Here is a 20,701-nt window from a genome sequence, read left to right as displayed (position 1 = left end):
CTTGATTATATACCTCCTGAGGATGGCTCGTGGCACGAATATTTAATATATAGATGTAACTCTAATTATCAGGTAACCAATTTTATCTTAATAATTGTCCTTTGAGGCAAAACCCTGATTATTAGGAGTTCTTTCTATTTACAAGTGCTTGTAAAAAAAACGCTACTCACTACATGGGAAAAAAATTCAGCATGGCTGCAACCGAGCCATCTTCCAAAACAAAAACAAAAATTTATCCTGGAAGCCCCTATCCTCTTGGAGCTACCTATGATGGTAAAGGTGTAAACTTTGCATTATATGCCGAAAATGCAGAAGGTGTAGATCTTTGCCTTTTTGATTCTGAAAAACCTGATATTGAAACGATTAAAGTTCGTTTATCAGAACGTACCCATCATATCTGGCACGTATATATTCCAGATCTAAAACCCGGACAACTTTATGGATATCGTGTTTACGGACCATATGATCCTCAAAATGGTCACCGTTTCAATTCCAACAAGCTCCTGATTGATCCTTATGCCAAAGCACTTTCCGGTACAATTGAATGGGATGATTCCCTGTTTAGTTATGAGCTGGGGCATCCTGACGGTGACCTCAGCTTCAGCAAATCCGATAGTGCTCCTTTTATTCCAAAATCTGTGGTTATAGATCACTATTTTGACTGGGAAGATGACAAAGCCCCTAAAATCCCCTACCATAAAACGGTTATCTACGAAACCCACGTAAAAGGGTTTACTATGATGCATCCGGAAATTCCTGAGGAGATCAGAGGAACTTACGCGGGTTTAGCTCATCCTGTTACGATCAAGTACCTGCAAGAGCTCGGTATAACAGCGATTGAGCTGATGCCTGTTCATCATTTTATCACGGACTGGCATCTCAAGGAAAATGGGTTAACCAACTACTGGGGGTATAATACCATTGGGTTCTTTGCACCGGATGTACGGTACTCTAGCAGTGGCACGATGGGACAGCAGGTAGTAGAATTTAAGGAAATGGTAAAAGCATTTCATAAAGGTGGCATAGAGGTAATTTTGGATGTGGTATACAACCATACGGGCGAAGGCAATCATATGGGCCCTACTCTTTCCTTCAAAGGCATTGATAATGCTGCGTACTATCGCTTAGTAGAGGACGACAAGCGGTTCTATATGGACTACACCGGAACTGGTAATACGCTGAATGCACAGTTACCAAGCGTGTTGCGTCTGATTATGGATAGTCTTCGCTACTGGATTCTGGATATGCACATCGATGGTTTCCGTTTTGATTTAGCATCAACGCTAGCTCGCGAATTACATGAAGTAGACCGGCTAGGCTCATTCTTTGATATCATCCACCAGGACCCCACCATTTCGCAGGTAAAACTAATTGCTGAACCGTGGGATATTGGTGAAGGGGGTTATCAGGTAGGCAAGTTTCCTGCGGGCTGGGCGGAATGGAACGGTAAGTACCGTGACTGCATGCGGGACTATTGGCGGGGAGAATCAAGTATGCTGGCCGAATTTGCTGAACGCTTTACCGGCAGCTCCGACCTGTACCAAAGCGACTACCGGCGTCCAACAGCCAGTATAAACTTCATTACGGCGCATGATGGCTTTACCTTAAATGACCTGGTGTCTTATAATGAAAAACAAAATGATGCCAATGGAGAAGATAATAATGATGGTGAAAGTCATAATCGCTCTTGGAACTGCGGAGTGGAAGGTCCTACGGACGACAAATTGGTAATTTCCCTTCGTGACCGGCAAAAGCGAAACTTTCTGGCCACGCTATTTCTGTCGCAGGGAGTACCTATGCTTGTGGCCGGAGACGAAATCGGTCGGACCCAAAACGGCAATAACAACGCCTACTGTCAGGACAATGAAATTTCGTGGATAGACTGGGAAAAGGCTGATCATAACCTTCGTGATTTTACAAGAAAATTAATCGAACTCCAGCGCAACCACCCGGTATTTTGCCGTAGAAGATGGTTCCAAGGGCAACCTATCAAAGGTATTGGTATTGAAGATATAGCTTGGTTCCAGCCAGACGGTACCGAAATGAATGATGAAAACTGGAATCACGATTTTGCTAAGTCACTAGCTGTGTATCTAAATGGAAAAGGGCTTCGTTCGGTAGGATCAATGGGCGAAAAAATAGTAGATGATTCTTTTTACGTGATTTTTAATGCGCATCATGAACCCCTTAGCTATAAGTTACCATCTTCAAAATACGGCAAAAAATGGATCAAAATAATGGATACCAGCGAAGATATGCTAAGCGAGGAAGGAGAAGTTTATGAGGCTGAGGAATCGATAGAAATACCTAACCGGTCGGTTATTCTACTAAAATGCCCTATGAATACTTGACAAACACACTATGATTCCATTAAATATAAGTAATAAATCCCTCGGTGTTAGCTTTAACACCGAGGAACAAGCCGAAGTATATATTTGGTCGCCCAAAGCCAAGAAAGTAGCTATTTCACTTCCCGACCAAAAAAAGACCATTGCCCTGTCCGAAGGTGAAATGGGATACTGGCAAATCACTACCTCCGAAATCAAACCCGGAGACTTGTACAAGGTAGTACTGGATGAAGAACACGAACGCCCGGACCCTGCCTCCCTGGCGCAGCCCGAGGGGGTACATGGTCCTTCGCAGGCCATAGATGTAAAATCATTTAAGTGGACGGATAGTAACTGGAATAACGTACCTCTCGAAGACTATATCCTGTACGAATTGCACACGGGTACCTTCACGCCCGAGGGTACCTTTGCTGCTATGGAGCAAAAGCTGGATTACCTGAAAGAACTCGGTGTTAATGCCATTGAGATCATGCCCGTAGCACAGTTCCCCGGCTCACGTAACTGGGGCTATGATGGGGTACTTCCCTTCGCTACACAAGACTCCTACGGTGGCGCCGAGGGACTGCAACAACTGGTGGACGCCTGTCATCAGAAAGGAATAGCTGTTATACTGGACGTGGTCTATAACCACATGGGCCCGGAGGGCAACTACCTTAATGACTTTGGCCCCTACTTTACCGAGAAGTACAATACTCCCTGGGGACCGGCTCTTAACTTTGATGACGCTGGTTGTGATGGAGTTAGAAAGTACTTCACCGAGAATCTGCTAATGTGGTTCAGGGATTTTCATATTGATGCCGTACGGATGGATGCCGTACATGCCATCAAGGACTTTAGCGCTACCCACATCCTGCGCGAGATGAAGATGTGTGTGAACGACCTTATGAAGGAGACAGGCCGCACCCACTACATGATCGTTGAGCTGGACCTGAACGATACCCGCTTTATTAATCCTTTGGAAGAGCAGGGATTTGGTATGGACGCGCAGTGGGTGGATGAGTTTCACCATGCGCTGCGGGTAACTGCCGGTGGCGACCGCAACGGCTACTATGCTGACTTTACAGGATTGCAGCACCTGGCTAAGGCTTATACTGATGCCTACGTATATGATGGGCAGTACTCACCGCACCGTGATAAGATATTCGGTATCAAAGCCGAGAATAATCCGGGTAAGCAGTTTATCGTATTCTCCCAGAACCACGACCAGGTCGGTAACCGAATGCTGGGTGAACGTACCAGTCAGCTGTCAAGCTTTGAGATGCAGAAATTGATGGCCGGTGCGGTAATGGTAAGTCCGTTCCTGCCAATGCTATTCATGGGAGAAGAATACAGCGAACCCAATCCGTTCCTGTACTTTGTGAGCCATACCGATCCTGAGCTGGCTGAGGCTGTACGCAAAGGCCGAAAGGCCGAGTTTGCCGCTTTTCATGCACAGGGCGAAGCGCCTGACCCTATGGCCGAAGGTACATTCAATGAGTCAAAGCTGCAGTGGAACCTGCTGGATAAGGACCCACACTCAACCATGTTGAAGTACTATCAGACTCTGATCAGGCTACGCAAGGAATTGCCGGCACTCAGTAAGCTTAACCGCCGGCAACTGGATGTGGAACCCAACGATGAGCAGCAAACGCTGATCCTTCACCGCTGGCATAACAACGACCATGTTGTCTGCCTGATGAATTTTTCAAAGTCGCCACAGCAGGTTACCCTGCCATCACACGTTAAGAACTGGACCATAGTACTGGATTCTGCCGCTCCCGAATGGAAAGGGCCTGCTTCGTCACCTGACAAGGCTGATGCCGCCCAGTCCGTAACAGTTCAACCTGAGTCTATCATAATCTACGCCAATCATGCATAATCCTGTCGCAACTTATAGGATACAGTTCCATGAGAACTTTACCCTGGCTGATGCAGAAAAAATATTTCCCTACCTCCAGAAACTTGGGGTAAGTACTCTTTATGCTTCACCCATTTTTGAAGCCACGCCCGGTAGTACCCACGGGTACGACGGTGTCAATCCGCACCGGGTCAACCCTGAGATAGGTACCGAAGAACAACTGAGAAATCTTTGTACCCGATTGAAGGAGCAGGGAATCAGCTGGCTACAGGATATAGTGCCCAATCACATGGCCTTCCACCCTAATAATGAGTGGCTCATGGATGTGCTCGAAAAGGGACAGCAGTCTGAATATGCGTCTTTCTTTGACGTAGCCTGGACCAGCCAGCTCTACAGCGGGCGCATCATGGTACCTTTCCTGGGTAGCCCCGTAGAGGAGGTCATTAAGAATGGTGAACTCAAAATTAAATACCAGCCCGACCGCCAACGGTTATACCTATCCTACTTTGACTCTGATTATCCTCTGAGTTTCCGCTCCTACGCCAGAGTACTTGAGGCAGGTAGCAAGGAGAAGTCAGAAGCTATTCACCAACTCCTGGAGAAACTGGATGAGGTTCATAAGGAGGACGAACCCGAAGCGTACGCCAGTCGGTGGGATGAGTTTCGGCAGCAGTTCGCTTCCCTGATGAAGGACAAAACTACCGGTGCTTACATTGAGTCCGCCCTGAAAGCAGTTAATGATGATCAGGAGATGATCGCTCAGATTGCCGATGACCAGGCTTACCGGCTGTGTCACTGGCAGGAAACAGACAAGAAGATCAACTTCCGCCGTTTCTTCACAGTCAACAGCCTAATTTGTCTCAATATTCAGAATCCTGAAGTTTTTAAAACATATCACCAGTTTATCAATACATTGGTGCAGGAAGACCTCTTCCAGGGTATACGAATTGACCACGTCGACGGACTTTTTGATCCGACGGGCTACCTGCAGCAACTACGGGAACTGGTCGGTGAGGAAAAATACATTGTTGTTGAAAAGATCCTGGAACCGGGGGAGGACCTCCCTCAGCAGTGGCCCATTCAGGGTGCTACGGGATACGAGTTCCTGTCGGATGTCAATAACCTGTTCACCAACCGCAACAGCAAGAAAAGCTTTACAGACTACTATTCCAAACTGGTAGGAGAAGAAGCTTCTGCTCACGATCAGATCCACGACAAGAAAGCCTATATCCTCAACGAACACATGGGTGGTGAGCTTGACAACCTGCACCAGCTATTCGTCGAGCTTAATCTTGTGGATGAAAAAGCAATCTCTAAAGTAGACGCGGAGGTAATGAAAAGGGCCATTGGCGAAGTCCTGATCCAGTGCCCTGTCTACCGGTACTATGGCAACAGCCTGCCGCTGGACGAAGAAGAAACCACGGTCGTAAAAGAAATATTCGATAATATCCGAAGCAGCAAAAAAGAGTTAGCTCCGGGTATCGATCTGCTGGAACAGGCTATTCTTAAAAAACCGGCCAAAGCAGATAAAGCGTATAATACAAACGCACTGCGCTTCTACCAGCGTTTGATGCAATTTACCGGGCCTCTGATGGCTAAGGGGGTTGAAGATACCCTCATGTACACCTATAACCGGTTTGTAGGACATAATGAGGTAGGTGACTCACCGGAGGCGTTCGGACTTACTCCTGACGAATTCCACCAGAAAATGCTGGATCGTCAGAAAAACTGGCCGCTGGCTCTTAATACTACTTCGACCCACGATACAAAGCGGGGTGAAGATGTACGGACCCGGCTCAATGTACTGACGGACCTGCCTGATGAATGGCTGAAGACCGTAAAAGAGTGGCAGAAAGCCAATGCTGATCTTAAAAAGAACAATGCGCCTGACGCTAACGATGAGTACCTGATCTACCAGACTATACTGGGAGCGCTACCTATGCCTGGTGAAGACGAGGATCAGTTCACAGAGCGCGTACAGGAGTACCTGCAGAAGGCTCTGCGAGAAGCTAAGCGCCACTCCAACTGGACTACCCCCAACGAAGAATACGAGCAGGCCACCAAAGATTTTGCCAGGAAGCTGCTGGATCAGTCTAACCCCTTCTGGAAGAGCTTTGCTCCTTTCCACCAGAAGGTGGCAGACTATGGTATTGTCAACTCCCTGTCCCAGGTGCTGCTTAAGTTTACTTGTCCGGGAGTACCTGACGTATATCAGGGGACCGAGTATTGGGATCTGAGTCTGGTAGACCCGGATAACCGCCGCAAAGTAGACTACAAAAAACGACAGCAGTGGCTGGATGAACTGGACTCGCAGGATAGCAACCAGCAGGAAGAAGTATGGCAGGATCTGTGGCAACAACGGTCCAATGCCAAGATCAAACTGTGGCTGACCCATATCCTGCTTAACGAGCGCAAGCGTAATGCGGACGTCTTTGCCAAAGGTGACTATTCACCTCTGGAGGTAAGCGGGAAGTACAAGGATAACATTATGGCCTTTGCCCGTACCTACCAGCAGACCAGTTATGTGGTGGTAGTACCCCTGAACATAGCGCAGCTTTGCGAACAACAGGGCAAGGATCTGCTGGAACTGGATTGGAAGGATACCAGGATTACGCTACCTAAAGGTATCGCAACCGAGTGGCAGCATCTTCTCCTGAAAACAGAGGGTACCGCAGAGAAAGAACTAGCCGTTAGTGGTTTGTTCTCCATACTACCCATAGCCGTTCTGAAGTTCAAAGCCAGGAATGAGCGGGGTGCTGGTATCCTGCTACATATCACGTCACTTCCTTCACCGTTTGGACTGGGTGATATGGGACCCGAGGCTAAAGCTTTTGCTGACTTCCTCTACCGTACTAATCAGAAGTACTGGCAGCTACTCCCCCTCAACCCAACCGAGCAGGGGCAGGCGCATTCACCGTACAGCGCCCTGTCCAGCCGAGCGGGTAATCCATTACTAATCAGTCCGGAGCTACTGGCTCAGGAGGGTCTACTGGATCCAAAGGAACTCAAGAAATACCAGCTTCCTATGAAGGATACAGCTGACTACGCCGAAGCTGAACGGATAAAAACTGAACTGTTTGAAATAGCCTGGAAGAACTTCGGGGAAGGCGAATTCGCTACCATGAAGCAGCAGTTCCAGGACTTCTGTAAGCAGGAGGCGCTGTGGCTGGATGACTTTGCAATATTCATTGTACTTAAAGACCTAAATGATAAGAAGCCCTGGTTTGAGTGGCCGAAAGAATTCAAGCTGCGCGACAAAAAAGCCATTGACAAAGTCATAAAGGAACAGGCTGATAAGATTGAAAAGACCAAGTGGCTACAGTTTGTATTCCTGTCCCAGTGGAAGCGACTCCGCACCTACTGTAACAACCGGGGTATACAGCTTTTTGGGGATATGCCCTTCTACACCAGCTACGACTCCGTTGATGTATGGGGCAATCGGGAAATATTCAGCCTGGACAAAGAAGGTAACATGACTGGTATAGCCGGTGTACCACCAGACTTTTTCAGCGAGGATGGACAGCTATGGGGCATGCCGGTATTTGAATGGGACGTACTCAAAAAGCAGAACTACAAGTGGTGGATCGAGCGACTCACCAAAAATATTGAGCTGTTTGATATCGTACGCCTTGACCATTTCCGGGCCTTTGCTGACTACTGGGTAGTACCCGCCGGAGAAAAAACCGCCCGCAAGGGTGAGTGGAAGCTAGGACCGGGTTCTGAGTTTTTCAATCATGTGAAGAAAGAGCTGGGTGGCCTGCCCTTCATCGCGGAAGACCTGGGCGATGTCAGTGATATCGTACTGGAACTTCGGGATGAATTTGACCTACCGGGTATGAAGGTAATTTTGTTTGCTTTCGACGAAACCATGCCTAAGAACATCTTTACTCCCCACAATTATGTTCCTAACTTTGTAGCCTATACAGGTACCCACGACAACAATACGATTATAGGCTGGTACCACCAGGAAGGCAAAGAAGACAAAAAACGTCTGGATAAATACGTGGGACGGGTACTTCCGGAGGATGAAATTGCTCCTACCATGTGTCGGTTAGCGTTTTCTTCCGTAGCCAAAATCGCTATCATTCCGGTGCAGGATTTGCTTGGTCTGGATGAAAAATCCCGGATGAACTACCCCGGTGAAGGTGAAGGAAACTGGCTGTGGCGTATGAAGCCCGGACAGATCACCATAGAAGCCGAGAACCAGCTGCGGGAATGGACTCAGATCTATAATCGTGATTAAGTATTGACAGATCAATAAATAAAAAGAGCGGCCTCACCGAATATATGGTGAGGCCGCTCTTTTTATTGGTAGTACTCATTTATCTAACTACATCCTTCCATTCTACCTGAGCAGAATTCTTTTCAGTAGCTGCCACCTTAGGGGCTTCTATTTTGATACTGCTGTCTTCAATAAATTCCTGATCGGTTACCTCCTCCACCGCTATATGCGGAGCTATTACCAGCGACACTATCGACATAAGCTTGATCAGGATGTTCATAGATGGACCAGACGTATCCTTGAAAGGGTCTCCTACGGTATCACCCGTAACGGCGGCCTTATGTGGCTCTGACTTTTTGTAGTACATCTGCCCGTTGATGAGTACGCCTTTCTCAAACGACTTCTTGGCGTTATCCCAGGCACCACCGGCGTTATTCTGGAAGATACCCATCAGTACGCCCGATACAGTCACACCGGCCAGCGTACCACCCAGTACCTCAGGTCCGAAGATAAATCCAACTACTACCGGTACAATCAGAGCAATCAGACCCGGTGCGACCATTTCACGGATGGAAGCCTGCGTGGAGATGGCTACACACTTCTCGTATTCTGGCCGAGCGGTACCTTCCATGATACCCGGTATCTCACGGAATTGGCGACGTACTTCTTCCACCATTTTCATGGCGGCACGTCCTACCGCAGCAATGGCCAGCGATGAGAAAATAAAGGGAATCATGGCCCCCACAAAGAGACCTGCCAGTACATTGGCCTTATAGATATCTATGGCATTAATACCGGCTACTCCGCAGAAGGCCGCGAAAAGTGCCAGAGAAGTAAGAGCGGCAGAAGCAATGGCAAAGCCTTTACCCGTAGCCGCAGTCGTGTTACCAACGGCATCGAGTACATCCGTACGGCCACGTACCTCTTCGGGAAGGTGCGCCATCTCGGCAATACCACCGGCGTTATCCGCGATAGGGCCGAAAGCATCGATTGCCAGCTGCATGGCCGTAGTAGCCATCATACCGGCCGCGGCGATCGCTACTCCGTAAAGACCTGCCAACTCGTAGCTGATAAATATACCGGCTGCCAGTACAAGAATGGGTATAACCGTCGACTCCATACCTACCGAAAGACCACCAATAATATTGGTAGCATGACCCGTAGATGACTGATTTACGATAGACTGGACCGGACGCTTACCCATAGCGGTATAGTACTCTGTAACGGCCGACATAATCGCTCCAACAATAGAACCCAATAGTATAGCCCAGAAAACATCCAGCGAAGTAAACTCTACCCCACGCAGCGTCAGACTATCTTCAGGTAACATCCATATTGTAAGCGGATAGGAAACGATCAGCGTAATGATAATAGATGCCCAGTTACCACGGTTCAGCGCTCCCTGTACATTTCCATTATCATCACCCACCCTTACCATCAACATACCGATTATAGAGGCCATCAGCCCTAATCCGGCTATTACCATCGGCAAAAGAATGGGTGCAATCCCACCGAAGTTATCGGGCTGCCGGGCTATGATTTCGCGTCCAAGTACCATCGTTGCCAGAATGGTTGCCACATATGATCCGAACAAGTCGGCTCCCATACCGGCCACGTCACCTACGTTATCCCCCACATTATCGGCAATGGTCGCCGGATTACGCGGGTCATCTTCGGGAATTCCGGCCTCGACCTTACCTACCAGGTCAGCACCAACGTCAGCGGCTTTGGTATAGATACCACCACCGACACGGGCAAAGAGCGCGATAGATTCGGCACCCAGTGAGAAGCCTGCCAGTACCTCAAGTACCGTTTCCATGGGCAAGCCATTTACATCGTTGCTGTCACCCACAAACATGTGGTATAACACGATGAACAGGACACTAAGGCCTAATACCGCCAGACTAGCTACACCGATACCCATTACCGAACCACCGGTGAATGATACCTCAAGCGCTTTGGTAAGGCTGGTACGAGCCGCCTGAGTTGTACGAACGTTAGACTTCGTGGCAATGTTCATTCCGATGTACCCGGCAAAGGCTGAAATAAACGCCCCGATAACGAATGCTATCCCAATGTACCAACTTGAATTTTCTACTAATGTACCCGACCAACCCAGCAGGATACTCACTATGATACCAAATACAATAAGTACCCGCCATTCGGCTTTAAGAAAGGCAAGGGCACCATCCGCAATGGCATCGGCAATCTCCTTCATTCGGGCATCACCGGCATCCTGCTTCACCACCCAGCCTCTTTTAAAAAACATAACCAGTAGACCAACCAGTCCTAATACTGGTACCAGATAAGTAATGTTACTCATGCGTTAATACGATTGGTTAAGTGTTTAAGAATCAAAATCATGTAAATATAGATTTTGCCATTTCATAAAAAAATGCTTTCAGAGCTCAAATAGATTATTTTTTATACTTTTTATGAAATATTTAAGAATCCAAAAATGATTATTGCATCTTTACCCTTATAGTCAGTAGATTACGTCTTTTTACCTCTAATTTGTCCTTACTACCCTTGTCCAGAATGAAAAGCATTTTTCGCAAATCATACCTTTTTTTCCTACTCCTACTTATTCCCAAAGCTTACTCTCAGTCACCCGCCGTACCTTCCAGCGAGATTCTTCAGAATCTTAAAAAGCTGAATATGCTGGGGTCTGTCCTGTACATAGCTGCTCATCCGGACGACGAGAACACGCTGATGCTGGCCTACTTATCCAAAGATCGCCTGGCCCGAACAGCATATTTATCCTTAACGCGGGGTGATGGCGGTCAGAACCTGATTGGAGCCGAGCAAGGCTATAATATTGGAATTATACGTACGCAGGAACTCCTGGCCGCACGTCGCATCGACGGGGCTGAGCAGTTCTTTTCCCGCGCCTATGATTTTGGCTATTCCAAGACCCAGGACGAAACGCTGAACTTCTGGGATCGTCAGAAAGTACTGGGTGATGTCGTATGGATGATCCGTAAGTACCAGCCCGACGTGGTCATTACCCGTTTCCCTCCTGATCCTCGTGCCGGTCACGGTCACCACCAAACGTCAGCCTTCCTGGCCGAAGAAGCATTTAAGCTGGCGGCCGATCCAAAATCATACCCGGATCAGTTGCAATATGTGAAGCCCTGGCAGGCCAAACGTATCGTATGGAACTCTTACAACCGGGGCTTTACCAACGAAGCACCTGCCGAAGAGAAAAGGCCTTACATAGCAGTGGAGCTTGGTGGCTTTAACCCACTACTAGGGAAATCATATACGGAAATAGCCGCCGAGAGCCGCAGCCAGCACAAAAGCCAGGGCTTCGGGTCCTCACCGGTACGTGACAATCGTACCGACTACCTGCTTCACACGGCCGGTGTACCCGCTCAGAATAATATGTTTGACGGAGTAGATACCAGCTGGGCCCGGGTACCAAATAGCGCAGCAGTAGCTCGTCTGGTCAAGGAAGCTATTACCAGTTTCAACCCCAGCAAGCCTGCCTCCTCCGTCCCTACGTTAGTTCGTATTCATAAAGAGTTGCAGAAGCTGGATCAGAAGAGTGTATTGGTACAAGCTAAGAAGCAGGAAGTAGAAAAACTGATCGAGCAGTGTCTGGGACTATGGTTTGAAACCAATCCTACGGAGTATTCGGCAGTACCGGGTACTCAGGTAGCTCTCAAAATAAATGTTGTTAAACGGGGAGAATACCCTGTAAAGCTGGTGGGACTACAATGGACGGGTCGACCTACTGATAGTACATTGAGTTCCAGTCTGGCCTTGAATAAAGCGGAGAATATCAGTATCATCGCCAAAATACCCGCCGATATAAAGATCAGCCAGCCGTATTGGGTAGAGAAACCTCTTCAGAAAGGAGTATTTCAAATAGATGACCAGCGCGCCATCGGCTTTCCTGAGAATACTTCCCAGACCGTTACCCAGTTTACATTTGAAATAGATGGACAGCGCCTGACTTATAGCCGTCCCTGGGTCTATAAGTTCACTGATCCGGTGGCCGGTGAGCAGTACCGCCCCTTTGAGATACGTCCTACGGTCACAACCAATCTGAATGAGCCGGTATACATTTTTACCAGCAGTGCTACTCAGAATGTACAGGTACTGGTAAAGGCGCAGAAAAAAGGAGTTAATGGGACTATAAAGTTACAGGTACCCTCCGGCTGGAAAGTAGAGCCTGCTTCTCAGAATTTCCAACTGGCGGACAAGTACCAGGAAGAAACGTTTACGTTCAGTATCACCCCTGCTAACCAGAACCAGGAAGTCATATTACGTGCGGTAGCCACGGTAGATGGTCAGAATTTCACTACCTCCCTCAAAACCATTCAGTACCCGCACATTCCTACGCAAACCATATTCCCTCCCGCCGAGGCCAGACTGGCTCGGGTGGATGTAAAGAACCTGGCTAAAAGGATTGGCTACATAGCAGGTGCCGGTGATGATGTACCGGCTGCTCTGCGCCAGATGGGTGCTACGGTGGTGATGCTGACCGAAGGTGAACTCAGCAAAGACCTGAGCGGCTACGATGCCATAGTAGTAGGTGTAAGAGCCTATAATACAGAGGAGCGGCTGCGCTATTATCAGGATAAGCTGATGAACTACGTAAAGAATGGTGGTACTATGGTAGTGCAGTACGCGACGCCATTCGGTCAGAAGGTAGCTCAGCTAGGCCCCTATCCATTCAAGCTGAGTCGCGACCGGGTATCGGAAGAAGATGCGGAAATGCGTATTCTCAACCCTAACCACCCCCTACTGAACTTCCCCAACAAGATCAGTCAGAAAGATTTTGATGGATGGATACAGGAGCGTGGACTTTACTTTGCGGAGGAATGGGCACCCGAGTTCCAACCTGTATTTTCAAGCAATGATACCGGTGAAACGCCTAAGGAAGGTAGTCTGATTTATGCGCCCTACGGCAAAGGTCACTTTATCTACACAGGGCTTTCTTTTTTCAGGGAGTTACCCGCCGGTGTAACAGGAGCGTATAGGCTGTTTGCCAATATAGTTTCGGCTGGTAAAAAGGAATAATACGCTCGCGCTCATTTACAAGATCAGGCACATTAAACTTGTGTACAATTGACTGCCACCCCCATACCCTGGAAAATCTGGATTGACACCGGAGGTACTTTTACTGATTGCCTGGCCATAGCCCCAACCGGGCAACGGCACCGGGCTAAGGTACTGAGCAGCGGCTGCCTGCGTGGCCGGATCATCCGTAAGATAGACGCCAACTACTACGAATTTGATGCCCCCTGGCAGTACCCTGACCACCTGCTGGAAGGCTACCATTTCCGCCTGCAGGGCAGCACCAACACCACAAAGTTGCTGTCTATTAACTACCGGAACAGGACAATTACATTAGAAGATAATCTAACGCCGTTATCAAATATAGATTTTGAACTTTTTACGGGGGAAGAGGCTCCTGTATTAGCTACCAGGCTTGTCACGGGTACTTCGCTCAAAGCGTTGTTCCCCCCCCTGCACATGCGACTGGGTACGACCAAGGGAACCAACGCCCTACTGGAACACAAGGGGGCTAAGACACTACTGCTCGTCACGCAGGGTTTTGAAGACCTCCTCCGGATCGGGACGCAGCAAAGGCCGCACCTGTTTCAGCTGGATATACCAGAGCCTACCTTACTATATGATGCAGTAGTAGGGATCAATGAAAGGCTTGAACCGGATGGATCAGTACATACTCCACTGACACAAGAAGTGCTGGAACGACTGAAAGAGTATTGCGTAGAGAATACGTTTGAATCAGTAGCAGTATCTCTGTTGCACTCCTATCGCAACCCGGCGCACGAAGAGCGTATAGCAGAGTACCTGGGAGCGGCTGGCATTCGCTATGTTTCCCAATCGGCCCAGCTATTCCCCGGTCTGCACTACCTGAGACGCACGCAGACGGCAGTGATCAATGCCTACTTATCTCCCGTACTGGACAACTATCTCCGACGTATCCGAAAATCACTGGGCGACGCTCAGCTTAAAGTGATGACAAGCGCCGGTGGTCTGGTGGGGGCTGGTACATTTCGTGCAAAAGACAGCCTGCTGAGTGGCCCCGCCGGTGGAATGGTAGCCGCTACCTCCTTGGCGCAGCGCCTGGGTTTTGATAAGGTACTTACCTTTGATATGGGTGGTACCAGTACTGACACCGCCCGCATAGCCGGTCGGCCGGATATAAACTACACAACCCGCATCAATACCCTCGAGATGCACAGCCCAGCCCTCGCTATCGAAACGGTGGCAGCCGGTGGTGGATCTGTTTGCTGGTACGACGGCTTCAGCCTGCGTGTAGGCCCGGAGAGTGCCGGAGCCAGCCCCGGCCCGGCCTGCTACGGTGCCGGAGGACCTTTGACCCTAACGGATGTTAATTTGCTCTTAGGTAAGATGGATGCCACCCGATTGGGCATACCTATTCATACTGAATATGCAGCTGAATCCCTACGAAAATTACAAGACGATATAACCTACAAGAGTGGCAGTAATCTGTCAAGTCAGGAGATCTTGTTAGGACTGGAACGGATTGGGAATGAAAAAATGGCTGATGCCATTCGTCGCATATCCGTAGCCAAGGGGGTTGATCCGAGGGAGTACGCCCTGCTAACCTTTGGTGGTGCCGGTGGTATGCACGGATGTCAACTGGCTGAGATACTAGATATACAGCAAGTGATCATTCCTTTTGACGCGGGACTATTCAGCGCCCTGGGAATGGGCGAAGCACAGGTAAGCCGGATCGTATCTGCGCAGGTTTTGCAGAAATGGCATAAAGCCATACTCCAACTCCCGGAAATTATTGAAGAACTACGAGCCAGAGGTACTGAGGAAATCCGACGAGAGTCTGTACTAGAGACTGAAACCGGATTTTGCTCCGCCTTCCTCCGGTACAGCGGTCAGGAAAGCAGTATCGAAATACCCTATCAGGGAGAAGGTACCCTTCAACTTTTTGAAAAACACTACAAGTCACAGTTTGGCTACCTGCCCCAGAACAAGGAGGTAGAAGTAGAGAGCATCCGGATGATGATCCGGGAGAAGAGTAAGGAACAGCATGTGGTTTCCCCTTCCCCCAGCTTCCAGGTTGTTCAGCCTAAGCTTAGAGTCTCCTCACCTTACATATCGGATACAGTGGTCGGAGTATACGATTGGGAAGAGCTCGCTCCCGGCGATATCATTACAGGTCCGGCCATCCTGCGTAATGTTACCTCCACCTCCTATATACCCGAAGGCTGGGAAGCTGTTACCCAATCAACGCGAGATATAATCGTCACCGATAAAAGAACTACCCCAGCGGCCACCACTCACCATACCCGCGAAGTAGAGCTGGAGCTATTTACCAATCGCTTCTCTGCCATCGCCGAAGAAATGGGTGCTCAACTGCAGCGTACGGCCTTTTCGGTCAATGTGAAGGAGCGGCTAGACTTCTCCTGCGCCCTGCTGGACCCGAATGGGGAGCTCCTGGTCAACGCGCCGCATATACCCGTCCATCTGGGTAGTCTGGGAATATGTACCCGGTTGGTAAAGGAGGTAGTAGAGATAGGATCGGGAGATGTAGTCATTACCAATCACCCCAAATACGGCGGTTCGCACTTGCCGGATGTCACACTCATAGCGGGAGTATTCACAGAAGATGACCAATGCGTAGGTTACGTTGTCAACCGGGCTCACCACGCCGAAATAGGTGGTAAAAGGCCGGGGTCCATGCCGCCCGATGCTACCCGGCTTCACGAAGAGGGGGTGGCCATTCTGCCGCAGTACCTCGTAAGGCGGGGCGAAATGCAGTGGGAAACGATAAAGAAGCTCTTTACTGAAAGCCCTTATCCTACCCGCATGTTGACGGAGAACGAAGCCGATATTATAGCCGCTCTGTCAGCCCTCCGGCGGGGACAAGAGGATCTGCTCAAACTGGTGCATGAGCATGGTATCCGGAAAGTAATCACCTACATGCAGTTGCTGAAAAGGAGTGCCACCCAGCAGGTAACGCAGTCGCTGAGACCATGGGTAGGCAAGCAGCTGAAAGCGGTGGAGTACATGGACGATGGACGTCGTATCGCTCTACAGGTAGCAGTTGAGCCAAACCGTGTACTCTTTGATTTTACGGGTACCTCCAAGGTTCACCCTCAAAATCTGAACGCCAATATTTCCATTATTTATAGCGCTATCCTCTATGTCCTGCGCATACTGGTAGGAAAAGAAATACCGTTAAACGATGGACTAATGAATCAGGTGGAACTGGTACTACCGGACGACTCCTTTCTTCACCCCCACTTCGAAGATGATCCCACACAATGCCCGGCCGTGGTAGGTGGCAATACCGAAGTAAGCCAACGACTGGTAGATACACTGCTAAAAGCGTTTGGTCTGGCGGCCTGTAGCCAGGGTACTATGAATAACTTCCTGTTTGGGAACGACCGCTTCGGGTACTACGAAACCATCGGTGGCGGAGCCGGAGCCGGACCGGGCTTTAACGGACGCTCGGGTGTACACCAGCATATGACCAATACCCGCATCACCGATCCGGAAGAACTGGAACGTCGCTACCCGGTGAGGCTATGCAGGTTTGGTATCCGTACAGGATCAGGCGGAGCGGGCAAATGGAAAGGCGGTGATGGAATCATCCGGGAACTGGAATTTCTTGAAGATCTGGACGTAACGCTTATTGGCCAGCACAACCATTTCTCCCCCTACGGACTGGAAGGAGGCGAAGCGGGTAAGGCCTCAGCCATTACCTTTGTACATTGGAAAAATGCGCAGGAAAAGTCTCCCGCTATCTGCAGCAAGCGCGTCTTAGCCGGTGAAAGAATCATTATAGAAACTCCCGGAGGCGGTGGATATGGTCAGGCCTAAAAGCAAAAAAAATAACCAGATAAACTCCCGCCTGATCACATGAAGTCTCTTTCCCTTCGCTCCGGCCTTTCTGGTCTGCTTTTCTGGTCGGTGATTTCAGCGGCCTTCATTGGCCCCGGCACCGTCACTACCTGCGGTCTGGCGGGAGCGTCGTATGGTACTTCCCTGCTGTGGGCACTGGTATTCTCTACGATTAGTACTATCCTGCTTCAGGAAGCCGCCGCCCGCATTACCATCGCATCGGGTAAGAACCTGGGAGAATTATTATCCATCAGGCACGGTAACCGGGGCAATACCATTAACTGGCTCCTGGCGGCTGGGGTCATAACCGGATGCGCGGCCTACGAAGCCGGTAACATTCTGGGAGCAGTAGCGGGATTACAACTACTCCTCGACGTCCCAGGGTGTATTATGACCCTACTGGTAAGTTTATTAGCCTTTCTCTTTTTATCCATCAAATCTACTACCCTGCTCTCCCGTGTCCTCGGCATGGTAGTCTTTCTGATGGGAATTGCCTTTGTGTGGGTAGGGTTTCAAAGTATATCTTCGGTCCCACGCCTGCTTCATGATGCTATTGTCCCCACCTTTCCTGCCGGCTCGGCCCTGGTCATTACCGGACTGGTAGGTACCACTATTGTTCCCTACAACCTTTTTCTGGCTTCGGGTATCGGTCAGGGACAGTCGGTACGAGAGATGAGGCAGGGAATCCTAATGGCTGTACTTATTGGAGGTATTATCTCCATAAGCATCTTGTTGGGCGGAACTCTGATCAAAGACACATTCAGCTTTGAAAGAGCCTCCGAAGTACTGGCTGCCCGATTTGGCCCTACGGGTAATATACTCTATGCCATTGGCTTGTTCGGAGCAGGATTTACATCCGTAGTGACGGCTCCATTCGCAGCAGCTATCACCGCCCGTACCTTATTAAAAAGTACACCCAGTCAAGCTGACTGGGTGTGGCGGGGTGTTATTCTAATTGGACTCTTTTTTGGGCTACTAAATATCAAACCCATTCCTATTTTCATTGCGGCTCAGGCTGCCAATGGGTTGCTGCTTCCGTTTGTGACCTGGCAGATCATCAGGACGATCAATGATCCTGAGCTGCTCCCGGCTGAGCACCGCAACTCTTGGGTCCAGAATCTGTTTCTCTACCTGATATTCCTTGTTACGGTACTGCTGGGCCTGAACAGCCTGATCAATTCTGTCAAAAACTTCCTGTAGACCCTACTCTACCAGCGCCAGCCGGCTTTAATACCCAGCCAGGCATTCTGCTTGGGAGTGGCATTGTAGTAGCGGCTACCAAAGGCATTCAGGTCAAAACCCAGGCTGTATAAATCCGCTTTTACCAGTTCGGCCGAAGCGGATAGATCCGTATAGAAGTGGCTGCCCCAGTTGCGTTTCCAGCTTCCCCGCACTACAAACTGATCATAAGGAGAAGCCTCCACCGTATTGGCATCATTCAGGTATACATTACCTCCGTGCTGGTAAGTCAGGTACAGCGAAAGACCATAAGCAGCCTCCACATCAAGACCCGTAGCATGACTTAGCCGGGGTATCCCCGGTAGTAGATTGCCAGATAGTTGCGCATCGCCCTGCTGAAAATCCACAAAGCGGTAATTGGTATAGGTACCATTGTGCCAGGCGCGGATGTTGTTAAGAGCTCCTACACTACTGGTATAAATATTATAACCTACCTGCCACTCTACCCCATTCTGACGGGTACGACCTGCATTGACGAAGTACTCAGATCCATCCTCGTTGGCGCGGCGTACGATAGCTTCCCGTAGACCAAATGAATATAGATTCACCTCACCCGATAGTCTGCGACCGGCCCGACGTATACCAATCTCCCGATTAATTCCCCGCTCCGCTGCCAGATCTGTGCGGAAGCCACCGGCCGAGGGACGAATCTCTTGTAGGGTGGGTGGCGAGAATCCCTGGCTATAACTGCCGAATACCGCCCAGTCGTCTCCAATCTTTTTCAGGATAGCCAGACGCGGCGCCAGCTCGGCTTTGAAGTTCTGTTGCTGGCTGTTGTAGGGAGCCGGAAAGAACTTACCAAAATCATAACGAAGGGTGTTATAGCTCAATCCTACGGTAGTGATCAATCCATCCAGGGGCTCAGCTTCCAGCTGTGTAAAAGCCGATAAGGTACCTGTCATGAGTTCTTCATCAGTCAACAGAGTACCGGTAGTACCTTTGATATTCTCAAACGTGCGCTGAATAGACTGCAGGTACTGAGCTTCGATCCCACTGGTCCAGGTAGCATTCCAGTTGCTATTGTCAAAGCTGTACCGCCACACATTTCTACCTCCCAGTCCCAGCTCAGTACGTTTCTCCTGATTACTGATGAATGGGTTCCTAAAATCATTGGTATTCAGGTACAGCGACAGGGTCTGAGTCCAGCGGGGCGACAACCGATAGTCGTAGCTTCCCCCCAACATGGCGTAGCGGGTGTATACACCTGCTTGTTGCTCACGGCTGCCGGGTAGTACCCGCGTGGGTTGTCGTGACATCTTAGGATCTATCTGGTACTGCTCCAGGGTGATACCGCCGGGGGTCTGGTAGTGGAGGTCGGAGTAAAGGCCTAGAAGAGACAATGATCCCCGCTCACTCAGCTGATTCGTTAGTGTAAACGTTACGGCATCGCGTACCATAGCGCTATGCTCCCGGTACCCTTCCTGTTGCTGGTGGCCATACAATACCGAAACACCTCCAGCCTGAACCATGGTGTTCCGGCTATGGAAGCCATATTTTCCAAAACCCACCTGTTGCTCAACCCGCTGAGTACCTGCATTGCCGGATGGTGTCGAGAGCAGCACCACTCCCCCGGTACCTGCGCCGTACAAGCTACTCCCGGGGCCTTTGATAATTTCCATCCGCTCCACCGAAGCAAAGTCCAGAACGTTGAGGGACGTGTTACCGCTTGCATCGGTAAAAGGTATTCCGTTCCAGTAAAACTTCACATTACGCACCCCGAATGGCGAACGCAGCAAGCTTCCACGTATAGAAAACCGGTAACTTCCGGGTGACCTTTCCTCCATTCTAACACCGGGAGTAGTATTAACAGCGTTAATCCAGGTCGTAGAGGCAAATCGCGTCATGAGTCGTGGCGTCACGACGTTGATAGCAGCCGGTGTTTCCAGCAGCGATCTTCTGGTTTCGTAGGCATTGACAGTAACCTCTTCCAGCTGATTCACCCGTAGCGTATCATTCTGCGCCTGGAGTGAATGACCTAATAGTAAAGTTGCCAGCAGTGTACCTGAGCAAAGTAAAGTACTAGTTTGATCGAATAAAGACATCGGTTTTGGTTTAGAAAAGTAAGGGGTCAAAGTTCATTAACTATTCCTAATCAAACAAATGTTATACCACCCCATAAGTACCCCGTTTTTTACTATCCGGTAAAGCCTGTTCTGGAAGATGATGGTACTTTTGTCCTAGTATATCGTT

At 49.4% G+C, this 20,701-nt stretch carries 8 protein-coding genes; 6 read left to right on the top strand and 2 right to left on the bottom strand.

The features are described 5' to 3' along the window. Nucleotides 1-173: 173 nt before the first annotated feature. The 3 genes from glgX to treY are packed head-to-tail and all read left to right on the top strand — an operon-like array spanning nt 174 to nt 8,428. On the top strand, nt 174-2,351 hold the full coding sequence (gene glgX, locus JUB14_RS22265) for a glycogen debranching protein GlgX (protein WP_229368134.1): 2,178 nt from the start codon (nt 174-176) through the stop codon (nt 2,349-2,351). 10 nt (nt 2,352-2,361) lie between these two features. Further along, nucleotides 2,362-4,206: a malto-oligosyltrehalose trehalohydrolase gene (treZ, locus tag JUB14_RS22260; protein ID WP_207509038.1), complete on the top strand. Its 1,845-nt coding sequence runs from the start codon at nt 2,362-2,364 to the stop codon at nt 4,204-4,206. Continuing rightward, nucleotides 4,199-8,428 carry a malto-oligosyltrehalose synthase gene (treY, locus tag JUB14_RS22255; protein ID WP_207509034.1) on the top strand — a complete coding sequence of 1,410 codons (4,230 nt, stop codon included), beginning with the start codon at nt 4,199-4,201 and terminating at the stop codon, nt 8,426-8,428. Before treZ ends, treY begins: the two co-directional genes overlap by 8 nt. A 79-nt stretch (nt 8,429-8,507) precedes the next feature. Here the strand turns inward: treY and JUB14_RS22250 are convergent, their stop codons facing one another. Further along, on the bottom strand, nt 8,508-10,730 hold the full coding sequence (locus tag JUB14_RS22250; RefSeq protein ID WP_207509029.1) for a sodium-translocating pyrophosphatase: 2,223 nt from the start codon (nt 10,728-10,730) through the stop codon (nt 8,508-8,510). Nucleotides 10,731-10,945: 215 nt separating this feature from the next. On the opposite strand from JUB14_RS22250, the gene JUB14_RS22245 reads away from it, so the two are divergent. From JUB14_RS22245 to JUB14_RS22235, 3 genes are read left to right on the top strand one after another with little or no spacing between them, the layout of a single operon-like run. Continuing rightward, nucleotides 10,946-13,435 carry a PIG-L family deacetylase gene (locus JUB14_RS22245; protein ID WP_207509027.1) on the top strand — a complete coding sequence of 830 codons (2,490 nt, stop codon included), beginning with the start codon at nt 10,946-10,948 and terminating at the stop codon, nt 13,433-13,435. Between the two features lie 48 nt (nt 13,436-13,483). Then, entirely contained in the window at nt 13,484-17,251 is a 3,768-nt protein-coding gene (locus JUB14_RS22240) for a hydantoinase B/oxoprolinase family protein (RefSeq protein WP_229368131.1), read from the top strand. Between the two features lie 39 nt (nt 17,252-17,290). Next, nucleotides 17,291-18,472, top strand: a complete 1,182-nt coding sequence (locus JUB14_RS22235; protein WP_207509026.1) for an Nramp family divalent metal transporter — start codon at nt 17,291-17,293, stop codon at nt 18,470-18,472. Between the two features lie 8 nt (nt 18,473-18,480). On the opposite strand, the gene JUB14_RS22230 is transcribed toward JUB14_RS22235, so the two are convergent. Then, nucleotides 18,481-20,553 carry a TonB-dependent receptor gene (locus JUB14_RS22230; protein WP_207509025.1) on the bottom strand — a complete coding sequence of 691 codons (2,073 nt, stop codon included), beginning with the start codon at nt 20,551-20,553 and terminating at the stop codon, nt 18,481-18,483. Between the last annotated feature and the right edge of the window lie 148 nt (nt 20,554-20,701).

Source organism: Telluribacter humicola (assembly GCF_017355935.1).
Lineage (GTDB): Bacteria > Bacteroidota > Bacteroidia > Cytophagales > Spirosomataceae > Telluribacter > Telluribacter humicola.
The sequence above is the reverse complement of the archived record's forward strand: the minus strand, read 5'-3'. Positions and strand labels throughout refer to the sequence as shown.